This is a genomic window from Pseudomonas sp. Ost2, assembly GCF_018326065.1.
Classification (GTDB): domain Bacteria; phylum Pseudomonadota; class Gammaproteobacteria; order Pseudomonadales; family Pseudomonadaceae; genus Aquipseudomonas; species Aquipseudomonas gingeri.
Genome location: NZ_AP021904.1, coordinates 167,053 through 188,737, shown reverse-complemented (window position 1 = coordinate 188,737; position 21,685 = coordinate 167,053). Strand labels below are relative to the sequence as shown.

19 protein-coding genes are annotated in these 21,685 nt (G+C 65.1%); 2 read left to right on the top strand and 17 right to left on the bottom strand.

Annotation, left to right across the window (positions count from 1 at the left end; translation table 11 throughout):
• Positions 1–28: 28 nt before the first annotated feature.
• The 7 genes from pgaD to KI243_RS00825 form a co-directional block, all read right to left on the bottom strand.
• Positions 29–541, bottom strand: coding sequence for a poly-beta-1,6-N-acetyl-D-glucosamine biosynthesis protein PgaD (gene pgaD / locus KI243_RS00855; RefSeq protein ID WP_017124755.1), 513 nt, complete (start codon positions 539–541; stop codon positions 29–31).
• A complete protein-coding gene (gene pgaC / locus KI243_RS00850) occupies positions 538–1,890 on the bottom strand; it encodes a poly-beta-1,6-N-acetyl-D-glucosamine synthase (protein WP_212810339.1) in 1,353 nt (450 codons plus the stop codon). Before pgaC ends, pgaD begins: the two co-directional genes overlap by 4 nt.
• A gap of 3 nt (positions 1,891–1,893) precedes the next feature.
• A complete protein-coding gene (gene pgaB / locus KI243_RS00845; RefSeq protein ID WP_042934774.1) occupies positions 1,894–3,891 on the bottom strand; it encodes a poly-beta-1,6-N-acetyl-D-glucosamine N-deacetylase PgaB in 1,998 nt (665 codons plus the stop codon).
• A 12-nt stretch (positions 3,892–3,903) separates the two neighbouring features.
• Positions 3,904–6,387, bottom strand: a complete 2,484-nt coding sequence (pgaA, locus tag KI243_RS00840) for a poly-beta-1,6 N-acetyl-D-glucosamine export porin PgaA (RefSeq protein ID WP_177119438.1) — start codon at positions 6,385–6,387, stop codon at positions 3,904–3,906.
• 169 nt (positions 6,388–6,556) lie between these two features.
• Entirely contained in the window at positions 6,557–8,872 is a 2,316-nt protein-coding gene (locus tag KI243_RS00835; RefSeq protein ID WP_212810338.1) for a CHASE2 domain-containing protein, read from the bottom strand.
• A 35-nt stretch (positions 8,873–8,907) separates the two neighbouring features.
• Positions 8,908–9,921 (bottom strand): FecR domain-containing protein, encoded by a 1,014-nt coding sequence (locus KI243_RS00830; protein WP_017124760.1) that lies wholly within the window; start codon positions 9,919–9,921, stop codon positions 8,908–8,910.
• Positions 9,922–10,227: 306 nt separating this feature from the next.
• Entirely contained in the window at positions 10,228–10,497 is a 270-nt protein-coding gene (locus KI243_RS00825) for a hypothetical protein (protein WP_017124761.1), read from the bottom strand.
• Positions 10,498–10,693: 196 nt separating this feature from the next.
• Between KI243_RS00825 and KI243_RS00820 the strand changes: the two genes are divergently transcribed.
• Entirely contained in the window at positions 10,694–11,413 is a 720-nt protein-coding gene (locus KI243_RS00820) for a response regulator transcription factor (protein ID WP_177083759.1), read from the top strand.
• A 106-nt stretch (positions 11,414–11,519) separates the two neighbouring features.
• Here KI243_RS00820 and KI243_RS00815 read toward each other — a convergent pair whose 3' ends face one another.
• The 10 genes from KI243_RS00815 to KI243_RS00770 all read right to left on the bottom strand — a co-directional run bounded on the left by KI243_RS00815 (position 11,520) and on the right by KI243_RS00770 (position 20,933).
• The gene (locus KI243_RS00815; RefSeq protein WP_177119442.1) at positions 11,520–13,031 is read right to left on the bottom strand and encodes a YdgA family protein; all 1,512 of its coding nucleotides are present in this window, start codon (positions 13,029–13,031) and stop codon (positions 11,520–11,522) included.
• 256 nt (positions 13,032–13,287) lie between these two features.
• The gene (locus tag KI243_RS00810) at positions 13,288–13,923 is read right to left on the bottom strand and encodes a hypothetical protein (RefSeq protein ID WP_042934750.1); all 636 of its coding nucleotides are present in this window, start codon (positions 13,921–13,923) and stop codon (positions 13,288–13,290) included.
• Between the two features lie 165 nt (positions 13,924–14,088).
• Positions 14,089–14,739, bottom strand: coding sequence for a hypothetical protein (locus KI243_RS00805; protein WP_212810337.1), 651 nt, complete (start codon positions 14,737–14,739; stop codon positions 14,089–14,091).
• A 68-nt stretch (positions 14,740–14,807) separates the two neighbouring features.
• On the bottom strand, positions 14,808–16,244 hold the full coding sequence (locus tag KI243_RS00800; RefSeq protein WP_017124765.1) for an efflux transporter outer membrane subunit: 1,437 nt from the start codon (positions 16,242–16,244) through the stop codon (positions 14,808–14,810).
• Positions 16,241–17,140 (bottom strand): HlyD family secretion protein, encoded by a 900-nt coding sequence (locus KI243_RS00795; protein ID WP_042934751.1) that lies wholly within the window; start codon positions 17,138–17,140, stop codon positions 16,241–16,243. Before KI243_RS00795 ends, KI243_RS00800 begins: the two co-directional genes overlap by 4 nt.
• A complete protein-coding gene (locus KI243_RS00790) occupies positions 17,137–17,346 on the bottom strand; it encodes a DUF1656 domain-containing protein (RefSeq protein ID WP_017124767.1) in 210 nt (69 codons plus the stop codon). The genes KI243_RS00795 and KI243_RS00790 overlap by 4 nt, the downstream gene beginning before the upstream one ends.
• Positions 17,343–19,436 (bottom strand): FUSC family protein, encoded by a 2,094-nt coding sequence (locus KI243_RS00785; RefSeq protein ID WP_212810336.1) that lies wholly within the window; start codon positions 19,434–19,436, stop codon positions 17,343–17,345. Before KI243_RS00785 ends, KI243_RS00790 begins: the two co-directional genes overlap by 4 nt.
• On the bottom strand, positions 19,433–19,891 hold the full coding sequence (locus tag KI243_RS00780; protein ID WP_017124769.1) for a MarR family transcriptional regulator: 459 nt from the start codon (positions 19,889–19,891) through the stop codon (positions 19,433–19,435). Before KI243_RS00780 ends, KI243_RS00785 begins: the two co-directional genes overlap by 4 nt.
• A gap of 153 nt (positions 19,892–20,044) precedes the next feature.
• On the bottom strand, positions 20,045–20,290 hold the full coding sequence (locus KI243_RS00775) for a DUF2789 domain-containing protein (protein WP_017124770.1): 246 nt from the start codon (positions 20,288–20,290) through the stop codon (positions 20,045–20,047).
• Positions 20,291–20,471: 181 nt separating this feature from the next.
• Positions 20,472–20,933, bottom strand: coding sequence for a YbaK/EbsC family protein (locus KI243_RS00770; RefSeq protein WP_017124771.1), 462 nt, complete (start codon positions 20,931–20,933; stop codon positions 20,472–20,474).
• 216 nt (positions 20,934–21,149) lie between these two features.
• Between KI243_RS00770 and KI243_RS32775 the strand changes: the two genes are divergently transcribed.
• A complete protein-coding gene (locus tag KI243_RS32775) occupies positions 21,150–21,635 on the top strand; it encodes an NfeD family protein (RefSeq protein ID WP_017124772.1) in 486 nt (161 codons plus the stop codon).
• Positions 21,636–21,685 lie beyond the last annotated feature (50 nt).

Genomic DNA, 21,685 nt, shown 5'->3' with positions numbered 1-21,685 from the left:
CCAGCGGTGATCGCGGCCTGGAACGTTTTCACTCGGCCTTGCCATCATCGTCCGACGGCAGGCGGATCACCCGCGGATGGGCCGGCGGCGCCAGTGGCGGCGGTTGCTCCTGCGGCTCGACCCGGTACAGGTGCGTGATCACTTCGCTGACCCCGCCATGTTCGTCGTTGTGCACGATCATCGTCGCCGACTGGCGCATCCGGGCGAAGTTCTCGCCGCTCAGCTTGAAGCTACGACTCAAGCCCTCGTCCCCCACCACCGGCGGAGCCAGGCGACGCTGGGCATAGCCACGGCTCTTGCGCTGCTGATAACGCGCCCAGGCGATCAGCACCGCCGCGTTCAACAGGCCGATCCACAGATAGATCTGCAAGGTGTTCAGTGCTTCGAAGAACGAAATGTCGATCCGCGGCCCGGCATGCCCGTCGAGCAACGGCCACAAGCCCTGGATCAGCAGGTACAGCAGGCCGATCCAGGCCAGCAGGGTCAGCACCGCGTCGACGATCATCATGAAAGGCCGCTGGCGGGTTCGGAGGATTTTCATGAGCGCACCTTCTGCTCGTCGTCGACGGGCTTGATCCCCCGGTCCGGACTGACCCAGCGGGCTCGCCTGCCGCCCTGGCCGAACAACACCCGGGGAAAGCTGACCAGGGTGGTGAAGAAGCTGATGAACCAGAACACCAGCGGGTACCAGACCACCCAGAACATGACTTTCCACAGGTCCCGTTCATAGCGGCGGTCAATCAGCACGCTGACCGCGAACTGCCCCAGGCAGACCATCGCCAGCAACAGCCCGGTAAAGGATGGTGGCAGGATACGATGCACGGCGATCGGGGCCGGCATCTCGATAAACAGGCCCATGCAATAGAAGATGATCGACAGCAGGAAGGTAAACGCCCAGCCGGTCGACAGGCAGTATTCGAACAACAGCGGCCACAGGTAACGGTGACGCCACTGCCAGATGCCGCGGATATTCTTGAACAGCACCTCCGCGCCGCCCTGGGCCCAGCGCAGCCGCTGCGTCCACAGCCCGCGCAGGGTCTCCGGCATGAGGATCCAGCACAGCGCCCGGGGCTCGTAGAAAACGCTCCAGTGATCCAGTTGCAGCTTCCAGCTGATGTCGATGTCTTCGGTGATCATATCCGGGCTCCAGTAGCCCACCCGGTCCAGCGCCGTGCGACGGAAGGCACAGACCACGCCGGAGACGGTGAAGATCCGCCCGAAGACCCGCTGCGTACGCTTGATCAAACCGATGATCGAGGAGAACTCGCCGACCTGGACCCGGCCGATCAGGGTCGAGCGGGTACGGATCCGCGGGTTGCCGGTGACCGCCCCCAGGCGGGCGTTATGCAGCAGCGGCGCCACCAGGTAGGCCGCCGTGTGCGGCGCCAGCAGGGCATCGCCATCGATGCACACCAGGTACTCGCTGCGGGCCGCCACCGCGCCCATGCTCAAGGCCACCGCCTTGCCCTGGTTCTGCGCCAGGTGGATCACCCGCAGGCGTGGGTCCTGCTGCGCCAGGCCATCGAGCAACTGCCCGGTGTTGTCGCTGGAACCGTCATTGATGGCGATCACTTCGATATTCGGGTAGTGCTGGGCCAGCGCCGCCTCGATGGTCTCGCCGACGTTGTCACCTTCGTTGAAGCAGGGGATCAGGATCGAGATCAGCGGCTCGCCGGGCAGCGGCGGCGGCAGGGTGTCGGCTTCCCAGGGCCAGCGCCGCTCCCAGTGCAGCCAGAAGTACAAGCCGCCGGCCATCCACAACCCCGACATGAACAACGGGTAGAAGAACACGAAGTCCATCAGGAATTGCCCGGTGACCAGGAAAATCACGCCCAGGGGAAACCCCAGGACGAGCGCCAGGACGATCAGTGCCAGGATGCGATCCATCATGATCTAAGGATTCCACTTGTTGGAAAGTGCGGGGCGCACGGTTTTCAGGTCCGGACTGTTTTCGAGGAAATTGTCCGGGTAGTAACCGAAACTGGTCGCGCCCTTGCGCTTGATCCGTGCCATCCAGTCCGCCAGTTGCTCGCCGTCGATGTCCGTCGCCGGTTTCTGCCGCCAGTCGCGGGCCTGCAACTCGAACACGGTGCGATCCAGGGCGCCCGGACGTTGCCCGATCCGCTCGACCAGCCTTTCCAGCCAGTCGCCCGAATGGCTCTCGCTCTGGCCTTCCATCAACGGCATGGCCATCGGCGCGGTCCAGTCGTAACTGGTGAGGAAGTCATCGAGGTTCTGGGCGAACCAGGTCTCGCTCTGCGGGTCGATCACCGGCTCGGCGAACAGATTGCGCGCGGTCTGCACCTGCGGCCCGCGGATGGCACGGACCCTGGCGGTCAGTTCGTGGGTGAAATCGATCAGGTAACGGCTCTTGAAACGGGTCCAGCGCTGGAGTGTCGCCGGGTCGCCGCGCAAGGCCTCGACGCTGCCCGGCAGGCCGTTGGCCGCATAGGCGCGCAGCGCCTGGGGGCTGGCGTCCTCGAAATCGGAGAGCACGGCGTCGTCGTGATAGAGGACGCCATCGACCGAGGTCAGCCGCGCCAGGTCCTCGTAGATCTCGCCGATCAGGCGGCGCACCTCGGGGTCGAAGGGCGACAGGCGCCGGTACTGCTCGGGATCCGGGGCCACGTGGCCGGTCGCCGGGTCCCAGCGGGTCACCCGGGGCAGCCTGGAGTCCAGTGCGAAGCTGAGCACCGGCATCCAGGCGAACACCTCGACATGGGCGCGGGTACGCAACTGCCAGGCGACACGGTCGAAGATATCCGCGCGGACCGGCAGGTGCCGGTTGGGAAAATACAGCTCGCGCGCCAGGCCATCGCCCTCGGGGTCGGCGAAGGCTTGCAGAAAGACGGTATTGGCGCCGATGTCGGAAATGCGCTGGACCAGCTTGTCGAGGTTGATTTCCTGACGGACGGGATCCGCGTCATAGACGTTATCCAGGTCGACATGCACCACGCGCTTGGGCGAGCGCGTCTGCACCGCGACGAGGCTGCTGGCGTAGTGCTCGCCATCGGGATCCGAGGCCACCAGGAACCGCGGACTGCTCATCAGCCTGTCGACGCTGTCGAGCCCGTCATCCAGGGTCAGCGCCATCTTGTAGCCCTGGCCGTCGATCACCTTCAGCGCCGTACCGTCGGCGACACCGTAGGGCCAGACCCAGACCCGTGGGGCGTAGCCGGTGACCGCACGAATCTTGTTCGAAATCGCCACCACGTCAGCGCGCATGCGGGCCTGGAAGTCGGCTTCGCTTTCATACCGACCGGTGCTGGCATCGTAGCGCCGCGTGGCCGCCGCCGGTTGCTGGTTGCCTTGCGGGTTGGCGACGATGCCCAGGTGGCTGGCGTCCGTATGGGCGGCGATCTCGACCAGCCCCGAGGCGGAAATCTCCTTGATCTGGGCCCAGGTCAGGAACTGCGAACGCGGACGCAGCTCGCCGGCGAAGTTCACCGGCTGGCCCGCCGGCGTGTCGATCCAGGTCCCCACCGGTGCCAGCAACGCCGGCCAGCGGTAGCTGCGCAGGACCGGCATCACGCGGGTGTAGAAACTCGCGTAGCCGTCGTCGAAGCTCAAAAGCACCGCCTTGGCGGGCAGCTCCGGTCCGCCACCGCGCGCCGCGAGGATCTGGTCGACGCTGACCGGCCGATAGCCGTTTTCCCGCAACCACGCCAATTGCTCGAGCAATCGCTCGGTGCGCACGGCCACCACCGCCTGATCCGGGTCACGGTCCTCGACATCGTGATAAGCGATGCCCAGCACATGGTTCTTCGGCCAGGGCGCCTCATTGGCCGGCAGCGGGCGCTGCGCCGGCGCGGTGAAGGTCGCGGGAGTCTGGGCGCAGGCGCCGAGCAGCAACGCTCCCAGGAGAAGCAGGCAACGCATGATCAAAGGCATCATCCATCTCTTCTAGAAGCGATAAGTAAGGTCGACGGTCAGACGAAGATCGCGTTCCCGATCCCCGTCGTACGGTCGGCTGAGCCAACTCACCAGCGCACCGGCGTCAAGGACATCGTTCCAGCTCACGCGCTGGCCGTAGCCCAACAGGGCCATGGCGCCGGTGGAATGATCGCGCTGGCTGTAACTCCCCGCACCTACCTGGAACTGCTGGCTCCATACGGTTTCGTAGCGGTGGTAAAGGATGTGGTTGACGTTCACGGTCGGCAACACACTGAAGTCGGACTTGGGGTTGAAATAGGGGACGTCGTCACTTTTGGTGTTGTGGCTGGTACTGACTTCCAGGCCCAGGTCCACTTGCACATGGGGCGCGCTATAGAGACCTTCGCGGCCGGTGAGCACGGTTTCGATGCGGCGGTTGCCGTCGCTGAAACGCGACGGGGTCACCGCCAGCTTCCATTCGCGGCTTTCATTGGCCCGCCAGCGCAGGAACGCGCTCGCCGAGTTGGCGCTGATACCGTTCTTCAGCGCGCGCAACGGCGTGGCCGCGGACAGGCGCTCGAGACTGCCGCCGTATTGCCAGTGATCGTCGATGTCGAGGGCGGCGGCCAGGCGCGCCCCTATCTTGTTGCCCTCGCCGTAGGACTGGTTGGACACCTCGGCTTCCAGGGTCATGTCGCGGGTCCGCCGCTCCACCCCGAGCCGCTGCCAGCGGCGCTGGGCGTCGCCTTCGGTGAACTTGCCGAAGGCATACCCGGCACCGGCGAACAGTCGCCAGTCCTCATTGATCGGCGGGCTGTACAGCACCGTCTCGAGACCGTAGTCACGGCTACCGGTGACCGCCCCGGGCTCGCTGTCCGAGCCACCGCCGAAGCTCTTGCCGGTATAGGCCTCGACCCGCAGCTCAGCCATGTCATGGACGTCGCGCAGGCGTTGCAGGCGCTGTACCTGGCGGTTTTCCGGAAAGCGTTCGACCAGGTCGTCGGTCAGCGCATCGAGCTGGCGCCACTCCTGCAGATCGAGCGCCGTGTAGCCCTGGGCCACTTCCAGTCCGCGGTCCCTGGGGGCCAGGGCTTCGGTTTCCTTGTTCAGGTATTCGGCGCGACGCGGCCAGTCACGGGCCAGGTACATCTGCGCCATGGCCACGCGCAGCCCGATGTTGCCCGGCACCTGCTCGAACAATGCCTCCAGGCCTTGCTCGCTGTCCGGCACGGCGTTGTCGTAGAGCCCGACCTGGGCATTCAATTGCTGGGCATCCATCCACGAATCGCTGGGGTTGCCGATGGGCAACCCCTTGAGTTCGACGCGGGGCGACTCGTTTTTTGCCAGCGTCTGCGCCACTTCACGGGCTTCTTGCGGCTTGTCGCTTTCGAGCAGGGCATAGAACAGGGCCGTGGTGTCATCGACCCGGTCGGCGGGGTCCGCGTCCGGCGCCGACAGCACCTGGCGATACAGTTGCGTGGCCGTCTCGGGCTGGCGCACATCGAGGTAGGACGCCGCCACCCAGCGCAGGGCATAGGTCGGGATCGTCACGCCTTCATCGATCAGTTTCTGGTATTCGACCAGCACCTCGGCACTGCGCGCCCGGGCCTTGAGCGCGCCCATACGGTCGATGCGCCAGCGCACCACGTCATCGCGCGCATCGGGATTGGAGGCCCAATTGGCGAGCAGTTGCTCATAGTCGGCCAGCGCCCGGTCGGCGACGACGAAACGCTCGCGTTCACTGCGCGAGGCGAACTCCGCCAGACGCACGCGCTCGGCCGCCAGCTCGCCTTCGAGGCGCGCCACGGGCAGCGGCCCGATCAGTTGCGGATGGTTGCGGGCCAGGCGCAATGCCGGCTCGGGCAGGCGCGCACGTTCGAGGGCAAAGAGGTATTCGCGAGCCACCTCGGGGTTGTCCGATGCCCGGAGAAACGCCTGGTCGTACTCGAACAACGCGCCATAACGGTCGCCCGCCCGGGTCAGCGCGTAGCCCAATGCCAGGCGCCGCGAAGGATCATCGGGCTGCCGGGCCACCAGCTCGCGGGCACGGCGCACGGCCTCTTGCGGGTCACCGCCATCGGCCTGGGTCACGGCCAGGCCCAGTTGCGCATCGAGGCTCTGCGGTTCACGGGTCAGCGCCAGGCGATACACGCGTTCGGCGTCATCCCAGCGCTTGAGGTTGCGATACGCCCTTGCCGTGGCTGTCAGGGCCGGAACCGGCAGCGTACGGTGCGCGCCACTGGACTCGTAGACCGTCACCACCTCGCTGTCCAGGCCCGCCCAGCCCGCAATCTGCAAGTGGTCGCTGACCTGGCCGGTGGTCTGTTGCCCGGCAGGCAGCTGGCGCAGTTGGCTCAGTGCGGGGGCATAGTCACCGTTCCGGGCCTGGCGGATCAGTTGGTCGTAGGACGCGTCGGCGCAGGCCAGGCCACTCCAGAACAGCTGGCCGCACAAGGCCATCTGAATGAGCAGGCGAAGATCAACACGAGCAAAAGCAATCGCGGTACGCGGCATCTCGTCAACTTCCTTACGTGGCAACTAAAGCCCGTCGCGTCCAGAAAGCCGTTCTTGGATGATGCGCATTGGCTATCTGATCAAGAGTCTTTCACGCAAGGTTAGACCAAAAAACAACATGCAATAATTATTCAGATTTCGCCGGGCACCGACGAGGATGATTGCCGGGTCACTCGTGCAGAACCGCCAATTCGAGGATGAACGTCGTACCCTGGCCAACGACACTCTGGCAGCGGATCAGGCCGCCATGCCGGTCGATCACGGCCTTCACCATCGCCAGCCCCAGGCCCAGCCCTTCGCTGTCGTGGGCCGAGGCAAAACGCGTGTAGGGGTCGAAAAGTCGCGGCAGCTCGACAGCGTCGATGCCTCGGCCCTGGTCGCTGATGCGGCAGGCCAGCCGGTTGTCCGCCACCGTCACGGCGAGGCTGACGCAGGTGCCGGAAGGGCTGTACTTGATGGCATTTTCCAGCAGGTTGAACAGCGCCCGGGTCAGCAGCGCGGCATCGGCGCGGACCAGGCTTTCATCGGCCTCGTCGAGCTCATGACGCAGTGCGATGCCCTTGAGCTGCGCCAATGGCGCCACCTGGTCGAAGGCATCCAGTACCAGCATGGCGAACAGCACCGGCTGGAACCGGTAGGCCTCCGACTCGGCCTTGGCCAGGTGCACAAACGCCTCGGTCAGGCCCAGGGCCCGGCGGACCTGTTGTTCGATCTGCCGATGCAGCGGCGCATCCTCGTGTTGCTCGCGCTGCACATCCAGCAGCGCCAGGATCGCCGAATGCGGCGCGCGCAGGTCATGGGACAGAAAGCGCAACAAGGCCGCCCGCTGCTGCTCGGCTTCGCGCTCCTGGCTCAGGTCCGCAAGGCTGAACAGCCAGCCGACGGCGACTTCATCTTCCGCCGACAGCAGCGGTGCGAGGTCCAGGCGCAGGGTGCGCTGGCGGCTGTCGCGAAACTCCTGGCGGGTCAGTGCGGACAATGCCGGGCGTGCGCCCCCGTGCAGGTCGGGAAAGCCCAGGCGCGCCAGCACCTCGAGCCAGTTCTCGCCCACCAGCGTCGCGCCCAGCAGTTCGCGGGCGCTGCGATTGGCGAGCAGCACCTGGCCTTGAGTGTCGGTTATCAGCGTGGCGACAGGCAGGCACTCCAGGCCATCGGCCATGAATCGCCGGGTATCGCGAGTGCGCCCGAGGGCCTGTTCCAGGGCGGCGATACGACCTTGCAGGACATCGCCGCCGGGGACGATCGGCCGGCGACGCTCGGGCAGCACCCTGGGCTCGTCGTTCAACCGGGCCAGCTCCCAGCCGAAGTAGGCCAGCACCGCGCTCAGGCGCCGCCAGCTCCAGATCAGGTAGGCCAGCAGAAAGCCGCTCAGGCTCGCCGCCGGCGACCACCACAGGCCAAGGCGCAGCAGGCCCCAGGCGCCGGCCAGCAGCGCAATCATGCCGGCGAGCGTCAGCCACAGGGCATGCCGCGCGCGCAGCAACAGGCCGCCCAGCAACAGGGCCACCGTCGAGACGGACAGCAGCAGGCTCGGCAACGGTGACAACGCGACAATACTGCGCTGTTGCAACAGGCCGTTGAGCAGGTTGGCCTGGATCTCCACCCCGGCGGTGGTCCCGGCCTGCTCGGAGACCGGCGTGACATAACGGTCGCCCAGGCCCGGCGCGGTGGCACCGACCAGGATCAACCGGTCACGCAACAACTGCGGCGGCACCTCACCGCGCAGGACGCTGATATAGGGCACGCTGGGAAAGCCGCCGGCACCGGCGACAAAGGGCAGCAGGATGGCGTTGCGGCGTTGCCAGTCCCGGGCTTCGGCAAGGTCCCCGTCCCCGGCACCCGGCATCGCGGGTTGCCCGTCCGCCGGCAGCGCCATCTGGTACGCCAGCCAGGCCAGTTGCTCACGGGTTTGCCCGGCCGGGCCCTCGCGCAGGAAAAGCCCGCGCACCACGCCGTCGTTATCCGCCTCGACGTTGATATGGCCGACGGCCCGGGCACAGCGCCGCAACGGCTCGATCGGCTCGATTTCCCGCAACGGCGTGGCAAACCGCGGCACACCTTCGCGCAACAGCGGCAGGACCACGTTACCGGCGCGACACAGGGCCTCGGCCAGGTGTTCATCGCCATCGCCGGGACGTTCCGGTTCACTGAAGATCACATCGAACAGCACGCCCCGGGGCTGCGCCGCGGCCAGGCGATCCAGCAATCGGGCATGCACGTCGCGGGGCCAGGGCCAACGGCCGAGGGCCTCGAGACTGCGGTCATCGATGGTGACCAGCAGGATGCGCGGATCGACCGGCAGCGGATTCAACCGGCTCAGGCGATCATAGAGAAAATGACTGAACGCCAGATTCTGGTTCAGGGACAGCACGGCGGTCAGCGGCAGCAACAGCAATCCCACCAGCAGCCATTCACGCAGCAGACCACGGAACAGCCGTTGCGCCTGCGTCGGTTCGCGTGCCTCGCGCCGCCGCCAGAACCTCATGGAGGCGAAACGCTCATGAAGGTGAAACACCGCGGCTATTGGGCATGCAACGTCCTGGGCCAGTAGTAGATATCGTAGACCCCAGTCTGGCCCTCAAGTCCCTGTTCGTCGAATGCCGACAGCCGCACGTGGTAGAAGGCCGCCTGCAAGTCGCTGAACTGGATCTGCGGCGTGCTGGAAAAACCTTCCTGCTTGATATCGAGGAAGCCGACATCGGTGGCGACCTGCGCGCGATAGCGCCGGGCCCCCTCCAGCGGCTGGAGAAACAGTTGCCAGACCGGCTTGTCGCCCCGTTGGCCGTCCTGGCCCAGCAGGCGCGGCGCCGGTAGCAGGTCGGTGGGTTTCAGCTCGCCGCTGCCGCGGATCTTCAGGCCCTGCCGGGCATTCACCGGTACCGCGGCCTCGGCCACCGCCAGGCGCTTCGCCCCGACCTTGCCCGGCTCCGCCTGGGCGGGGATACGCCTGACCGCGACCTGGCCGTCCAGCACTTCGACCAGCACCTGGCCGTCTTCGCCACGGGTGCGGAAATGCGTACCGCGCACACCGAGCACACCCACCGGGGTCTGGATCCGGAAGCGGTCGTGATCACTGGCGCGCTTGATCACGTAGGACTCGACCTGCCCCTGCTCCAGGATCACCTGGGGCACCGCCAGCACTTCATCCAGTTGCAGGCGTACCTGGGAGTTGGACGGCAGGACGATCCGCGAGCCATCCCCCAGGCCGAGGCTGACAAAGGCATCGGCCGCCGTTCGCACGGCCTCCTGCTCATCCACGCGCATGCCCTCTTCCAGGCGGCTCTCCTGCCCCCTGGCATCGAGCTTCCAGGCCTCGCCGGCCAGGTGCAGGACGACCGCCGGCAACGGTTGCGGACGGCATTGCTGTTCACGATCGAGATAGGGCGCGCGGGACAGCGCGGGCGCCGCCGATACGCCAAGGCCAGGCAGGCCGACAACGACACCGATCAGCCAGGGAACGATGCGTTGAAACAGGCCGCTTCGAAACAACGGGCTGCGAAGCAGGGAAAAGGAAGAAGAGGCAAACTCGGTCATCGGCTCGGTCGCTCGGACAGGGAGCAGGGATAAGGACTACGGCACTGAGCCAGGTTTCTCAATCATGCCACAGCGCCCCGCGGCCACCGGACCACACTGTATGTCTTGATATGAAAGGAGTGCCACGGAAAAAATGGCCAAGGGAAGGCATCCCAACCTTCCCTCGACAACGATTCGTGTGGATCCGAATCGCTACCCCTCCGTGGGTCGGACTTGCTCCAAAGTGCCCCTGTGCTACTGGGCCTACTCTATGGGCAAATCCGTCCTTGGCGGACAATCTGCAAGAATTGTTCAGAATTGCCGGCTTCAGAATATCCAACGCTGCTGCTCCTGCCGCACCGCCTGTTCCTTGATCCACTGCGCCAGCTCCAGGCTGCGCGAGCCCGGCCATTCGGCGGGCATGACCAGATCGCCGGCCACGGGCAGGGACAGGCGCATGGAGACGATAGCCGTCGTACGCGGGATCGAGTAGCACATGCCGACGGTGAAACCGAGCCCCAGGCACAAAACCAGCCCGGTGATCAGCGACACGACTGTCCAGGGTTGCCAGCGCATGACGCGAAAGGGACTGCCCATTGTTCCTTCTCCTTGTACCAGCGAACCGGTACCCTGCAATCAGGCGACTTGAGCCCCGCACAGCAGGCACCGGCAATTTGATATCAAGCCTAACCAGCCGGCGCCGACGCTTGAGGGATTCGCCAGAATTGTTCAGATTTTGCCGGCACCGATCCGTCAGAATCGAGCTCATCAGGCAAGGAGAAAGGACGAGGCCATGCGTGTCGCCATACTCGACGACGAACCCGCCGAGCTGCGTCGGCTCGAGCAGACCCTGGGGCAAATGTCCCAGGCGGGCGAACCGCCCTGGACCGTGCATAGCTTCGAGCGCGGCGAGGACCTGCTGCGCCGGTTGCGTCGCGAAACCTTCGACCTGCTGATCCTCGACTGGCAGTTGCCGGACCTCAGTGGCCTGGCGCTCCTGCGCTGGACCCGCGAGCACATGGAAGCCCCGCCACCGGCCATCATGCTCACCAGTCGCGACGCCGAGAACGATATCGTCCTGGCCCTGGGCAGCGGTGCCGACGATTATGTGAGCAAGCCGTTTCGCGCCAATGAACTCAAGGCGCGGATCAACGCGGTGCTGCGCCGGCATGGCGTGCAGCGCAACGCCGGCGGCGAAACCGCGACCTTCAATGACCTGAGCTTCGACGATGCGGAACTGCTCGTCAGCCGCGACGGCCAGCCCATCGGCCTGACGGAGCGCGAGTACCGCCTGGCTCGTTGCCTGTTCGCCAACCTCGGCCGGCCGCTGTCGCGCGAGTACCTCTACGAGCGCTTCTGGCCCCACGAGGAAGTGCTTTCCTCGCGGCCCCTCGACACCCATATCTATCGCCTGCGCAACAAGCTCGGGCTGACCGCCGAGCGCGGCTGGCAATTGCAGACCGTATACGGTTACGGCTATCGGCTGGAAAGCGTCACGTCAGAAACGAAGTAAGCCCGGCTACCCGCAGCCGGGCTTACTCACGAAAAGCCCCTTCAGGCCGCTAAAAGCTTCGCGGCGGTGCGGCGTCCCGACAAGCCCGCTCGCACATGGCGGGTGCTTACTCGGCGGCTTCGGCGCCGCTCAGGCCACCGACCTTGGACATCATCAGCGCGATGAAGTCTTCCACCGGCATCTTCTGCCCGTTGAAATCCACCTGGCCGGCGGCGTAGTGCAGCTTGGAGACGATATCCGTGCCCTCGATGGTCGCCATCTCGGTAGATACCGCCATGGTACCGGCCATTTCGCTGCTCATCGACGCGTACTGGGCGATGGCCTTCGGATCGGTCTGGCCCTCGACCTGCGCCTGCACGCCGGCAAGATCGGCGATCATCGGCTTGGACAGCGACAGCTTGGCGTCCAGTTGCGCGATCAGTTGCTTGCCCAGTTCCAGCGGCGGCAACTGGGTGGACGACGGGTTGGTCAGGTCCAGCAACAGGCTGAAACGGCTTTCGCCATTGGCGGTCTTGAACGACAGGTTTTCCACGGCGATCTGCGGCTTGCCGGCCAGCAGCTGGCGGATGTCGGCCTGGGCCTTGAGTTGCTGCTCGGCGGTCAGCTCCGGCACCGCCGGGGTTTCCTCACCCTGCGCGGCCGCTTGCTGCATGGCCTGCAGCTCGCTCTGGTAGATCTGGGTCAGGGAGCGCACCGCCGGGATATCGAGGTTCTTCGCGGCCAGGCTCATCTGCGCGCTGCCCACCGATTTGCCGTTGTAGCCGATATCGCCGACGGTGTAGGCCAGGCGTCCGGCGAGGATATTGCCGGTCGCGTCCAGGGAGTCCTTCTGCTCGAAGTCCTTGACCGTCACTGTTGCCGGGGTCAGACCGTAGGTCACCTTGGCGTTGCTCAGTTCCAGGGTGTTGCCGCCCAGGTAGAAGCCGAAGTCGCTCTTGGCCAGGTCGCTGACCAGGGTCAGGCCACCCAGCTCGACCGATACCGGCCCGTCCTCGGCGGACTGGGCGGCAATCTTCAGGCTGTCCATGTAGCCGTTGAGCTTGATCTTCGCCCCACGGTCGCTGCCGGTGAGGTTCAGGTTCAGCCCGGAAAATTTCACCGAGCTCTTGTCGTCCGGCGCGAAGTCCAGCGGGATCAACTCGACGTTGCCGTCGATCGAGTTGTTGTAGCCCAGCGCAACCACGCCCTTGAGCGGCGCGGCGCCCTTGGCGGCGTCGAACCACTTGGCAGTCACGTCGTTCTTTTCCAGCTCGTAGTTGCTGTTGACCATCACCGGCGTCAGCTTCAACGCCTTCAGGCGCGACAACGGCAATGGCCCGTGCTCGATATGGTCGACGAACAGCAGGTCGACGTCCTTGTTATCTTCACCGAGCTGCAGGTTCTGCAGCTTGAGCCGGTAATGCGCGGTGCTGGTAAACAGGTTGCGGTCCAGCGACACCAGCTCGATGCTCGCGTTGCCGCCACCACTGCTCAGGGCCGTCTTCAATTGTGCGTTGGCTTCCTGGATCGAAGTGTTCAACACCCCTTCCAGCTGATTGCCGGTGTACCACGCGCCGGCGGTGCTCACGGCACCCACCACCACGACAAACCCCAACAATACGCCTGCTGATTTATTCATGAATTGACCCGATCAATGTCCGTTGTGTTGAAAATGCTGGTCTTCCCTGAACCCTTGGTCGGGTTCGGCTCGACGGCGCCCGAAAGGACGAAGAGTAGCATTTGCACGAAGACGGGCGCACCTGTCACCCCGGTATCGGCATGTGACGAAGGCAGCAAAATGCACAGGAAGAACGCGCGCGGGCACCCGGCAAGACCACCGGGTTGCATTGCATTGACGTCAGGGTCGGCATTAAGTTCGGGTCAGGCCCGGCAACTCACGAATACTGCAGCTCCATCTCGTCCAGCTGATGGTCGAAGGTCTTCAGTCGCGCCGTCCAGGTGTACACCAGCACCTCGAAATCACGGTTGATCACCACGCCATCCGGCGAGTCGTTGCGCGGGTCGCAGACGTCCAGCTGATAACGCTCGCGGGCCATGGCGATGGCGACGTCCGCCAGCTCGCGGGCGTTGCTCAGCCAGTGGCGCTCTTCGTGGGCCACCTCGCGGTCGAGCTTCAGGCATTGGCTCTTGAGGGTTTCGAGGCTTTTTTCCAGGGGCGTGCCGGTCAGTTCGCCCATGACTTCCTGGAAGGTCCGGCCCGGTTGCCAGTAGCTGCCCCAGAAATAGCGGTCGAACACGGTTTCGACGCGGCGCAGGGCGACCTTGGTGTCCCAGACCAGGACCAGGGTCTTGCTCTGGGAGAGCTGGCGCTTCTTCACCTGCTGGCTCTGGTAGCTGGCCCAGGCCACCACCACGATGGACATCACTGCGATCAGGGCACTGGCGCTGTCGAGGAACACCAGCGCCTTGTCGATCTGATGGGCGAGCATCACGCCGTAGAAATACGTCGCCGAGAGCAGCACCAGGGCCACCACCGCACACCAGAAGCCGGGAGCATAAGGGTTTTTCATTATTAGAATCCCCATCAAGCCACGCCGACCGCGCGTGAGGATTCACCCGAAGCCCCGAACCAACGACGGCCAGCCGATAGTTCAGAGCATAGCAACGGACTCAGGGTTTCGACGGACGACCCGAGCACGTTCGTCCGAAGTTCTGCGATCCGCCAAGGAGTAGGCTCATGCACATACGGGAATGGCAATTCTCTGGGTGTGCCGATTGTTCGCCATGTCCGTCATGACAAACTCCAGCTCATGGTCATGACCGCCATCGGCGGGGATCGGCACCTGGCAGTGCATGTATTTGGCGGACGTTTTTTCAACCGAAATCACCTGCTTCCCCAACCGGACTGTGACACCGTGAGGAACCGGGAAGTTGAGCCCGTCATCGTCGACCCGGAACAGAACTCCGAGCGTCTGGCCGGCGGCGATTGCCGGCGAATCGAAACGCAGCTCACCCAAGCGGGGAGTGTCCGATGAGACGGAGGGGGCTGGCAGGGGCAGGTTCACCGCATTGCTGGAAACAAAAAACCCGGGGTGGCGCTCGGTCATCAGCAGGTCCTCCACCTGCTCCTTGATGTGATGAGCCAACCATTCCTGCAGGTCGAGCATCCTGGTCTGCATATCCTGCTGATCTCTCAGCAATGCGGTGCGCAAGGAGATCATTTTCTGGAGTTCCAGGCCCTGTTCGATCCTCTGGCTGTCCAACGCCGAGATCGCCTCCTTCATTTCACTATCACGTTTCTGGATGGCATAGACAGCCCAGGCAAGAACCCCGGAAGCGATGATGCCGAAGACGGTACAGATGATTGTGAGCGTATTGGAATCCATGGTGTCGTGACTTACTCGCAGAGGCTGGGCAAACGCCGATTATACGGTGCGAGCGCCCCCCTCCAGCGTTATTTGCCAGCAGCTCCGGAAGTGCTTTCCCAACCACCGCCCAGCGCCAGGAACAGATCGATCTGACTCATCGCCACCTGGGTGTTGGCCGAGGCCAGTTGGGCACGCACGTCGGTGTAGGTGCGGGTGGCTTGCAGGTCGGCGAGGAACGAGGCGCGACCGGCCTTGAAGAAGCGGTGCGTCTGGTCCGCCGCGAGGCTGGCCGACTGTTCGGCATCGGCCAGGGCATCGCGGCGGTCGAGCTGCGCGGTGTACTGGGCCAGGCTGGTCTGGGTCTCGCGAATCGCGTTGAGCACCACGCCGTCGAAGTGCGCCAGGACACCCTGGGTGGTGGCCTCGGCTTCACGGATCCGCGCCCGCGCACCGTTGGTCGGCACGGTCCAGCTGATCGCCGGGCCGAAGCCCCAGCGGTTGGTCGACGGATCGCCCAGGTCCTTGAGGAAGCCGACCGTACCGACCGTCGCGCCGATGCTGATATTCGGGTACAGCTCGCCCGTGGCGACACCGATGCCGGCCGTCGCCGCCGCCAACCGGCGCTCGGCCTGGCGGATATCCGGACGGCGCTTGAGCAGCTCGGCACCGTCGCCTACCGGCAGCAACTGGGCGATATGCGGCAGCGCGGCGCAATCGGCCACCCCGGCGGGCAGTTGATCCAGCGGCTTGGCCAGCAACATCGACAGACGGTACAACCCGGCCTGGCGCGCCGCCGTATAGCGCGGCAACTCGGCACGCAGGGATTTGAACTGGGTCTGGGAACGGGTGACCTGGGTTTCATCGCCACGCCCGGCGTCGCGCAGGCGCTTGGTCAGCTCGGTGCTCTGGGATTGCAGGTCGAGGGACTGCTCGGCGATTTCGCGCTCCTCGTTGGCGGCGCAGACCTGGGTGTAGGAGCGCACCACATCCGCCACCAGGGTGATACGGGCGACATCGGCCGCCGCCTGGGTCGCGTCGGCGTTGGCCTTGGCCGCCTCGATGCCGCGCTGCAAGGTGCCCCACAGGTCGAACTGATAGGACGCGGAAAGCGAAATATCCCCGACATTCGCCACCGGCACCTTTTCCGGCAGCAGGAACGCCTGGCCGGACTCCTGCAAGCGTTGCGCGCCAGCCTTCACCCCGGCACTGAAGCCACCGGCCGCCTCGGCCTCGTCCACCTGGGCCCGGGCCCGCGAGAGGCTTGCCGCCGCGACCCGCAGGTCGGTGTTGGAAGCCAGTGCCTGGCGCACCAGTTCATCCAGGCGCGGGTCCTGGTACAGCCGCCACCAGTCAGTCGGGACCGGCGCCGAGACGACATTGTCGCCACTGCCGGCGAACTCGCCCTGCAGGTCCTTGCGCTGCATGGCCGAGTCGCCCGGCAGCTGGTAATCCGGGCCGACCATGGAACAGGCCGACAGCAACAGGCCAAGGCCGAACGTGGTGACTTTCACCAGCGGTTTCATTTCGCGGCCTCTTTCTTCGCGACGTCCCCGGCGTCATCGATGATCGAAACGGTCGCCGTGCGCCCGGCGATCATGCGGAAATCTTCCGGTACGTCGATAAAGGCGATCCGCACCGGAATCCGCTGGGCCAGGCGCACCCAGCTGAAGGCCGGGTTGACGTTGGGCAACAGGTTCAAGCCGCTGGTACGGTCACGGTCCTCGATCCCGGCGACGATGCTTTCCACCCGGCCACGCAGGCGGGCCTTGTCGCCAATCACGCGGATATCCACGCTCTGGCCGACATGGATACCGTCGAGCTTGGTCTCTTCGAAATAACCGTCGATATGGAACGAGCCGCTGTCCACCACCGACAGCACCGGCCGGCCCGCCGTGACGAATTCCTGCTCACGCGGCGCACGGTCGTTGACATAGCCGTCCACCGGGCTGCGGATCACCGACCGGTCGAGGTTCAGTTGCGCGGCGTCCACCGTCACCTGGGCCTCGGCCAGGGCCGACTCGGCACGGGCGACTTTCGACTGGCTTTCCTCCAGCTGCTCGCCGGCCACCAGGTTACCCAGGCCACGGTTGCGCTTGTTCTCGCGCTGGGCCTGGGCCAGGGTTTCCTGGCGATCGGCCACGGCGGCCCTGGCCTGGCGCAGCGCCAGCTTGAAGCGGTCCTGGTCGATGCTGAACAGCACCTGGCCGCGACTGACCAACTGGTTGTCACGCACCTGCACCTGCTGGATCAGCCCGGACACGTCCGGGGCGATCTGCACGATATCGGCACGGATATGCCCGTCCCGGGTCCAGGGCGCGAACATGTAGTACATCACCATGCGCCAGACCACGAGGCAGGCGAAGATCACCACCAGCAAGGTCAGGACCACACGGCCAATGGTCAAGATAGGTTTTTTCATGTCATCAGGTATCGACTGAACGAATCCACAACGCCCAGCAGCAAAGCGTAGAGACCGACGTTGAACAATGCCCGGTGCCAGACCAGGCGATAGAAGTGGAAGCGCGTCAACAGCCCGTGCACCACCAGGTACAGCGCGTAGGTAATCCCCATCAGCACCAGCAGCGTGGGCAGGAACACCCCGCTGATATCCACGTCACCGATCATAAAGGCACTCCGTTGATCCCATACGGCACGCTCTCCGGCTGCTCGCCCAGGTCGACGAACTCGACCCCGGGCAACAGCGCCAGACGCAGGCCGCTCAAGGCGTGCAGCAGATGCAGGCGGGTTTCGCCGTCGTCCAGGCCCTGGGAGCCGAGGGCCCGGCGCGTGCGGTCCAGGGTCATCAGCAAGGGTGCCGGGGCCGGCAGCCGCTCGCGGGCCTTGAGGCAGGCGCGGAAGTAAGCGCCGACCTCTTCCACCACCTGCTTGAGCAACACGTTGGCCACCCCCAGCACGCGCGGGGTATAGGCCAGCAGGTCGAGCAGGTTCAGCGCGACCCGCAACTCGCGCAGCGCCGCGCCGGTATCCTGGCCGGTCATGGCCAGGCGCGGCAGGTGCTGCATCAGGCGGTCGAGCATTTGCGCGCCCATGTGCCGGTGCTCGGCCAGGGTCGCCGGCTCGGTCAGGCTGACGATGTCGCGCCAGCTGAAACGGGTCAGGCGCTTGGCCGCCAGCTCGGCGCCGAAAGGCCGTGCCACCAGGGTCCAGATAAAGGCGAACAACAGGCCCACGGGGCCGGCCAGGTTGGCGTTGGTGAAGTTCAGGAAGTCGGCGTCATAGGCGCCCGAAATGCTGATGAAGGACGAGGTGTTGACGATGGTCAGCAAGGTGCCCAGGTAGAAGCGCGGCTGCACGGTAAGGGTGCCGACGCAGATGAACGGCACGGCGAACGCCAGCACCAGCATCGGGAAATCATGCAGGTTGGGCAGTACCACGAACAGGTAGAGGCTGGCGAAGATCACCGACATCGCGGTCCAGAAAAAGAACCGGTAGATCTGCGGCGCCGGGTCGTCCATCGCCGCGAAAAAGCTGCAGGCCACCGCCGCGAGGATCACCGCGCTGGCGCCGTCGGTCCAGCCGAGCAGGATCCACAGCACCGAAGCGACAATGATCGCCAGGACCGTGGAGCCCGCTGAATACAGCATCAGGCCACGGTCGAGAAAGGGGGTCAGGCGGCTCAGGCGCCAATGGCGGTAGACCGCGCGCCAGTTGTCCTGGCTTTCGCACTGGATGGCGTATTGCAGGCTGCGCAGGTCCTGCCACAGGTCGATCCATTCCCCCAGGCGATAGAGGGCGTTGGAGAACAGCAACTGGCGGCGCTCATCCAGCTCATCCAGCTCGACCGGGCTCGGCTGCAGGCTGTCGACCTGCTCGCGCAGGGCCTGCCAGCGCTCGACCGGCGCTTCCCCGGCGGTGCTTTCCAGCCATTCGCGGGTGGCGACGAGCAACGGCTCGAAGCGCTCCACCAGCTCCGGCGTGCGCCGCGCCATGGCATACAAGGCGTCGTCCAGGGCGTCGACCACCGGCAGCAGGTGAATCATCCGTCCACGCAGCTCCTTGGTGTTGCGCACGGTCTGGGGCCGGGCACCTTCGTGGGGCAACTGGCCGATCATCAGTTCGAGACTGTTGAAGGTCGCCACCATCGCCGAACGCAGGCCGCTGACTTCATCGGCCTGCACATTGCGCGAGAGGAACCGCAAGCTGTAGGTCGAGGCATCGGCGAACCACTTGCCCGCCGCATCGATAAACACCGGCGCCAGGCGCCGGGGCCAGAACATACTGCCGACCACTGCGGCGACGGCGATGCCGAGAAAGATTTCCTCGGTCCGCGACACGGCGATATCGAACACGTTCAGCGGATTGTCCACCACCGGCAGGGCGATCATCGGCATGGTGTAGCCGGCCAGCATCAGCGCGTAGCTGTTGGCGGTCCGCAAGTGCAGCGAGAGAAACAGCAGGATGCCGGTCCACAGCGCCACCGCCACCACCAGCAGGAACGGTGTCTGGACGAACAGCGGCACGAACAGCACCGCCGCCGAAGCACCGAGGAAGGTGCCAACCGCCCGATACAGCGCCTTGGAACTGGTGGGGCCGACAAAGGGACTGGACACGATGTACACGGTCGCCATCGCCCAGTAGGGACGCGGCAGCTCCATCAGCAGCGCGATATACAACGCGATCATCGAGGCCGCGAAAGTGCGCACGCCATAGAACCAGTCGCGGGCCGGCGGCATGCCTGTCCAGAAACCGTTCAAGAATCGGCTACTCCCGATGCCTGCCCGGCGGCCTCGAAGGCGCGGATCACCCGCAGTGCTGCTTCCAGGTCGGCCGGCGCGATACCTTCCAGCACCTCGCGGCGCAAGCGCACCAACTGGGTTTCGATGTCGTGGAACAGGCCATGGCCGGTTTCGGTCAGGCCCAGGGTCTTGGCGCGGCGATCACTGGCGTCCTCGGTACGCTGCACATAGCCGGCATTGCACAACTGATCGAGCAGGCGCACCAGCGACGGGCTCTCCATCCCGGCGACCTGGGCCACCGTGACCTGGCGCACCCCCGGCCCCATGCGCCCGATGATCAGCAACGGCATGGCGCAGGCTTCGGAGATGCCATAGTTGGCCAGCGTGGTCTGGCAGGCCCGCCGCCAATGACGCGACGCGAGCACCATGCCGGTACTGATGCTCTGCTGGAGCTGTTCGAGATGCTTGGACACAAGAGGATTCGCACAATGTTAGTTTGCTAACTATCAATATCGCGTATCGACCAGGATTTCGTCAAGTCTTGAAACAATTTGTTCTTGTCGGTTCGGTCAGGCACAGAGGAACCATGACCGTTGGGTTGAGCGTAGCTCATGGGGGGCTTGATCTCAGCCCTGCCTCCCCTTGCGCAACAACACATCCAGCTGGTCCACCACTTCGGCCCAGTCCGCATCCTCGAGCACTTCGCTGCGCAGGAAATCCGCCTGGCTCTTGCTCCAGAAAAACGCGTCGGCCAGGTGCAGCTCCGGCTTGAGCGGCGAGTGGGCGGCGACGAACTGGTCGATGCTCTTCGCATCGTTGGGCAGGCCCAGTTGCTTGAACAGGGACGGCAGGCTGTGGGTAGGTGATTCCATTGGATTCTCCGGTGATCAGTGAAATATCGGTGCCGGGATCGTTCCCACGCTCTGCGTGGTAACGCCTCTCTGGACGCTCCGCGTCCGCTCGGGTGGCGCAGAGCGTCACGGGCAGCATGCCCACGCAGGGCGTGGGAATGCTCAGTTGTCCTGCAATGGAGGGCGCGGGCGGGTCAAAGGTTCAGTGGCAGACCTCGCACACTTCGGCATGGGGCACCATGCGCAGGTACTCGCCCATTTCCATATGCACCAGGTTGTGGTGGTTACCGGCTTCCAGGTAGATGTCCTTCTCGCGGGTCAGCAGCGGGTCGACCACCATGCGCAGGCCATAGGATTCGCCCAGGGCCGGCACGGCGCCGCGCTCGCAGTCCTGGAACAGATACGCCAGGGTGCTTTCCCGGGTGATCTGCCAGGTCGAGGCGCCCCGCACCTTGCTCAGGTCCAGGTGCCGGCTGGCGGGCAAGACGGCCATCAGGTAATGCCCATGCTGGTCGTCGAGGATCACCGACTTGGCCATGCGTTCCGCCGGAATCCCCGCCAGGCGGGCGGTCTCCAGGCTGCTGGCCGAATGCGGGTGATGGATGATATCGAATTCGCAGCTCGCCTTTTCCAGGCTGCTCTGCACGGTCTTGGCCATACGCATGATGCACCTCCGAGCCCCGCAGAATGCCCCGGGGCGATGGGTCTACGGCAATCCATGGGTATGAGTCTAGGCAGTACGGCGCCAGTCGTCGGCCCGGCTCAAGCACCGTTATCGCTATCGCCGGGCCTGGATAGTCGACTTGGCGCTAAACGCGGCCGCCGCCCCTCGACTAGACTTCAAGAGGGGGTGACGAACTCGCGGAGCACACCTGTGAGCATGACCATCCACCCCAGTGTGGCGCTGATCCTCCTGGGTATCGCATTCATGCTGGCCGAGACCTTTCTGCCGACCTTCGGCCTGATCGGTTTCGGCGGTCTTGTCACGTTCGTGGTCGGGCTGCTGATCCTGATCGACAGCCAATGGCCCGGCTACGCGATTCCCCTGCCCTGGATCATTCTGCTGGCGATAAGCGCTGCCCTGTTGCTGGTGGCGCTGATCGCCGCGGCCGTGAAGGCGCGCCAGCGCCAGGTGGTCAGTGGCGACGCCGGCCTGGAAGGCAGCCTCACCTGCATCACAGCGCTGCAAACCGGCGATGTCCATCACGGCCGGGTCTATGGCGGCTGGGTCCAGCTGCAAGGGGAAAACTGGCAGGTACTGAGCCCGACACCGCTGCAGCCCGGACAACGGGTGCGGGTGATCGCGCGCAAGGGCCTGCTGCTGGAAGTGCAAGCCGCTGACGACCCGCCAAGGCGAGGAGATTGATCATGGTCCTGCAACTGGGTTCCGGGGCGCTGCTGGTGCTCCTGCTGCTG

Coding starts and splice junctions, on each gene's coding strand:
- pgaD (WP_017124755.1), bottom strand. CDS start 541: ATGAAAATCCTCCGAACCCGCCAGCGGCCTTTCATGATGATCGTCGAC.
- pgaC (WP_212810339.1), bottom strand. CDS start 1,890: ATGATGGATCGCATCCTGGCACTGATCGTCCTGGCGCTCGTCCTGGGG.
- pgaB (WP_042934774.1), bottom strand. CDS start 3,891: ATGCCTTTGATCATGCGTTGCCTGCTTCTCCTGGGAGCGTTGCTGCTC.
- pgaA (WP_177119438.1), bottom strand. CDS start 6,387: ATGCCGCGTACCGCGATTGCTTTTGCTCGTGTTGATCTTCGCCTGCTC.
- KI243_RS00835 (WP_212810338.1), bottom strand. CDS start 8,872: ATGAGGTTCTGGCGGCGGCGCGAGGCACGCGAACCGACGCAGGCGCAA.
- KI243_RS00830 (WP_017124760.1), bottom strand. CDS start 9,921: ATGACCGAGTTTGCCTCTTCTTCCTTTTCCCTGCTTCGCAGCCCGTTG.
- KI243_RS00825 (WP_017124761.1), bottom strand. CDS start 10,497: ATGGGCAGTCCCTTTCGCGTCATGCGCTGGCAACCCTGGACAGTCGTG.
- KI243_RS00820 (WP_177083759.1), top strand. CDS start 10,694: ATGCGTGTCGCCATACTCGACGACGAACCCGCCGAGCTGCGTCGGCTC.
- KI243_RS00815 (WP_177119442.1), bottom strand. CDS start 13,031: ATGAATAAATCAGCAGGCGTATTGTTGGGGTTTGTCGTGGTGGTGGGT.
- KI243_RS00810 (WP_042934750.1), bottom strand. CDS start 13,923: ATGAAAAACCCTTATGCTCCCGGCTTCTGGTGTGCGGTGGTGGCCCTG.
- KI243_RS00805 (WP_212810337.1), bottom strand. CDS start 14,739: ATGGATTCCAATACGCTCACAATCATCTGTACCGTCTTCGGCATCATC.
- KI243_RS00800 (WP_017124765.1), bottom strand. CDS start 16,244: ATGAAACCGCTGGTGAAAGTCACCACGTTCGGCCTTGGCCTGTTGCTG.
- KI243_RS00795 (WP_042934751.1), bottom strand. CDS start 17,140: ATGAAAAAACCTATCTTGACCATTGGCCGTGTGGTCCTGACCTTGCTG.
- KI243_RS00790 (WP_017124767.1), bottom strand. CDS start 17,346: ATGATCGGTGACGTGGATATCAGCGGGGTGTTCCTGCCCACGCTGCTG.
- KI243_RS00775 (WP_017124770.1), bottom strand. CDS start 20,290: ATGGAATCACCTACCCACAGCCTGCCGTCCCTGTTCAAGCAACTGGGC.
- KI243_RS00770 (WP_017124771.1), bottom strand. CDS start 20,933: ATGCGTATGGCCAAGACCGTGCAGAGCAGCCTGGAAAAGGCGAGCTGC.
- KI243_RS32775 (WP_017124772.1), top strand. CDS start 21,150: ATGACCATCCACCCCAGTGTGGCGCTGATCCTCCTGGGTATCGCATTC.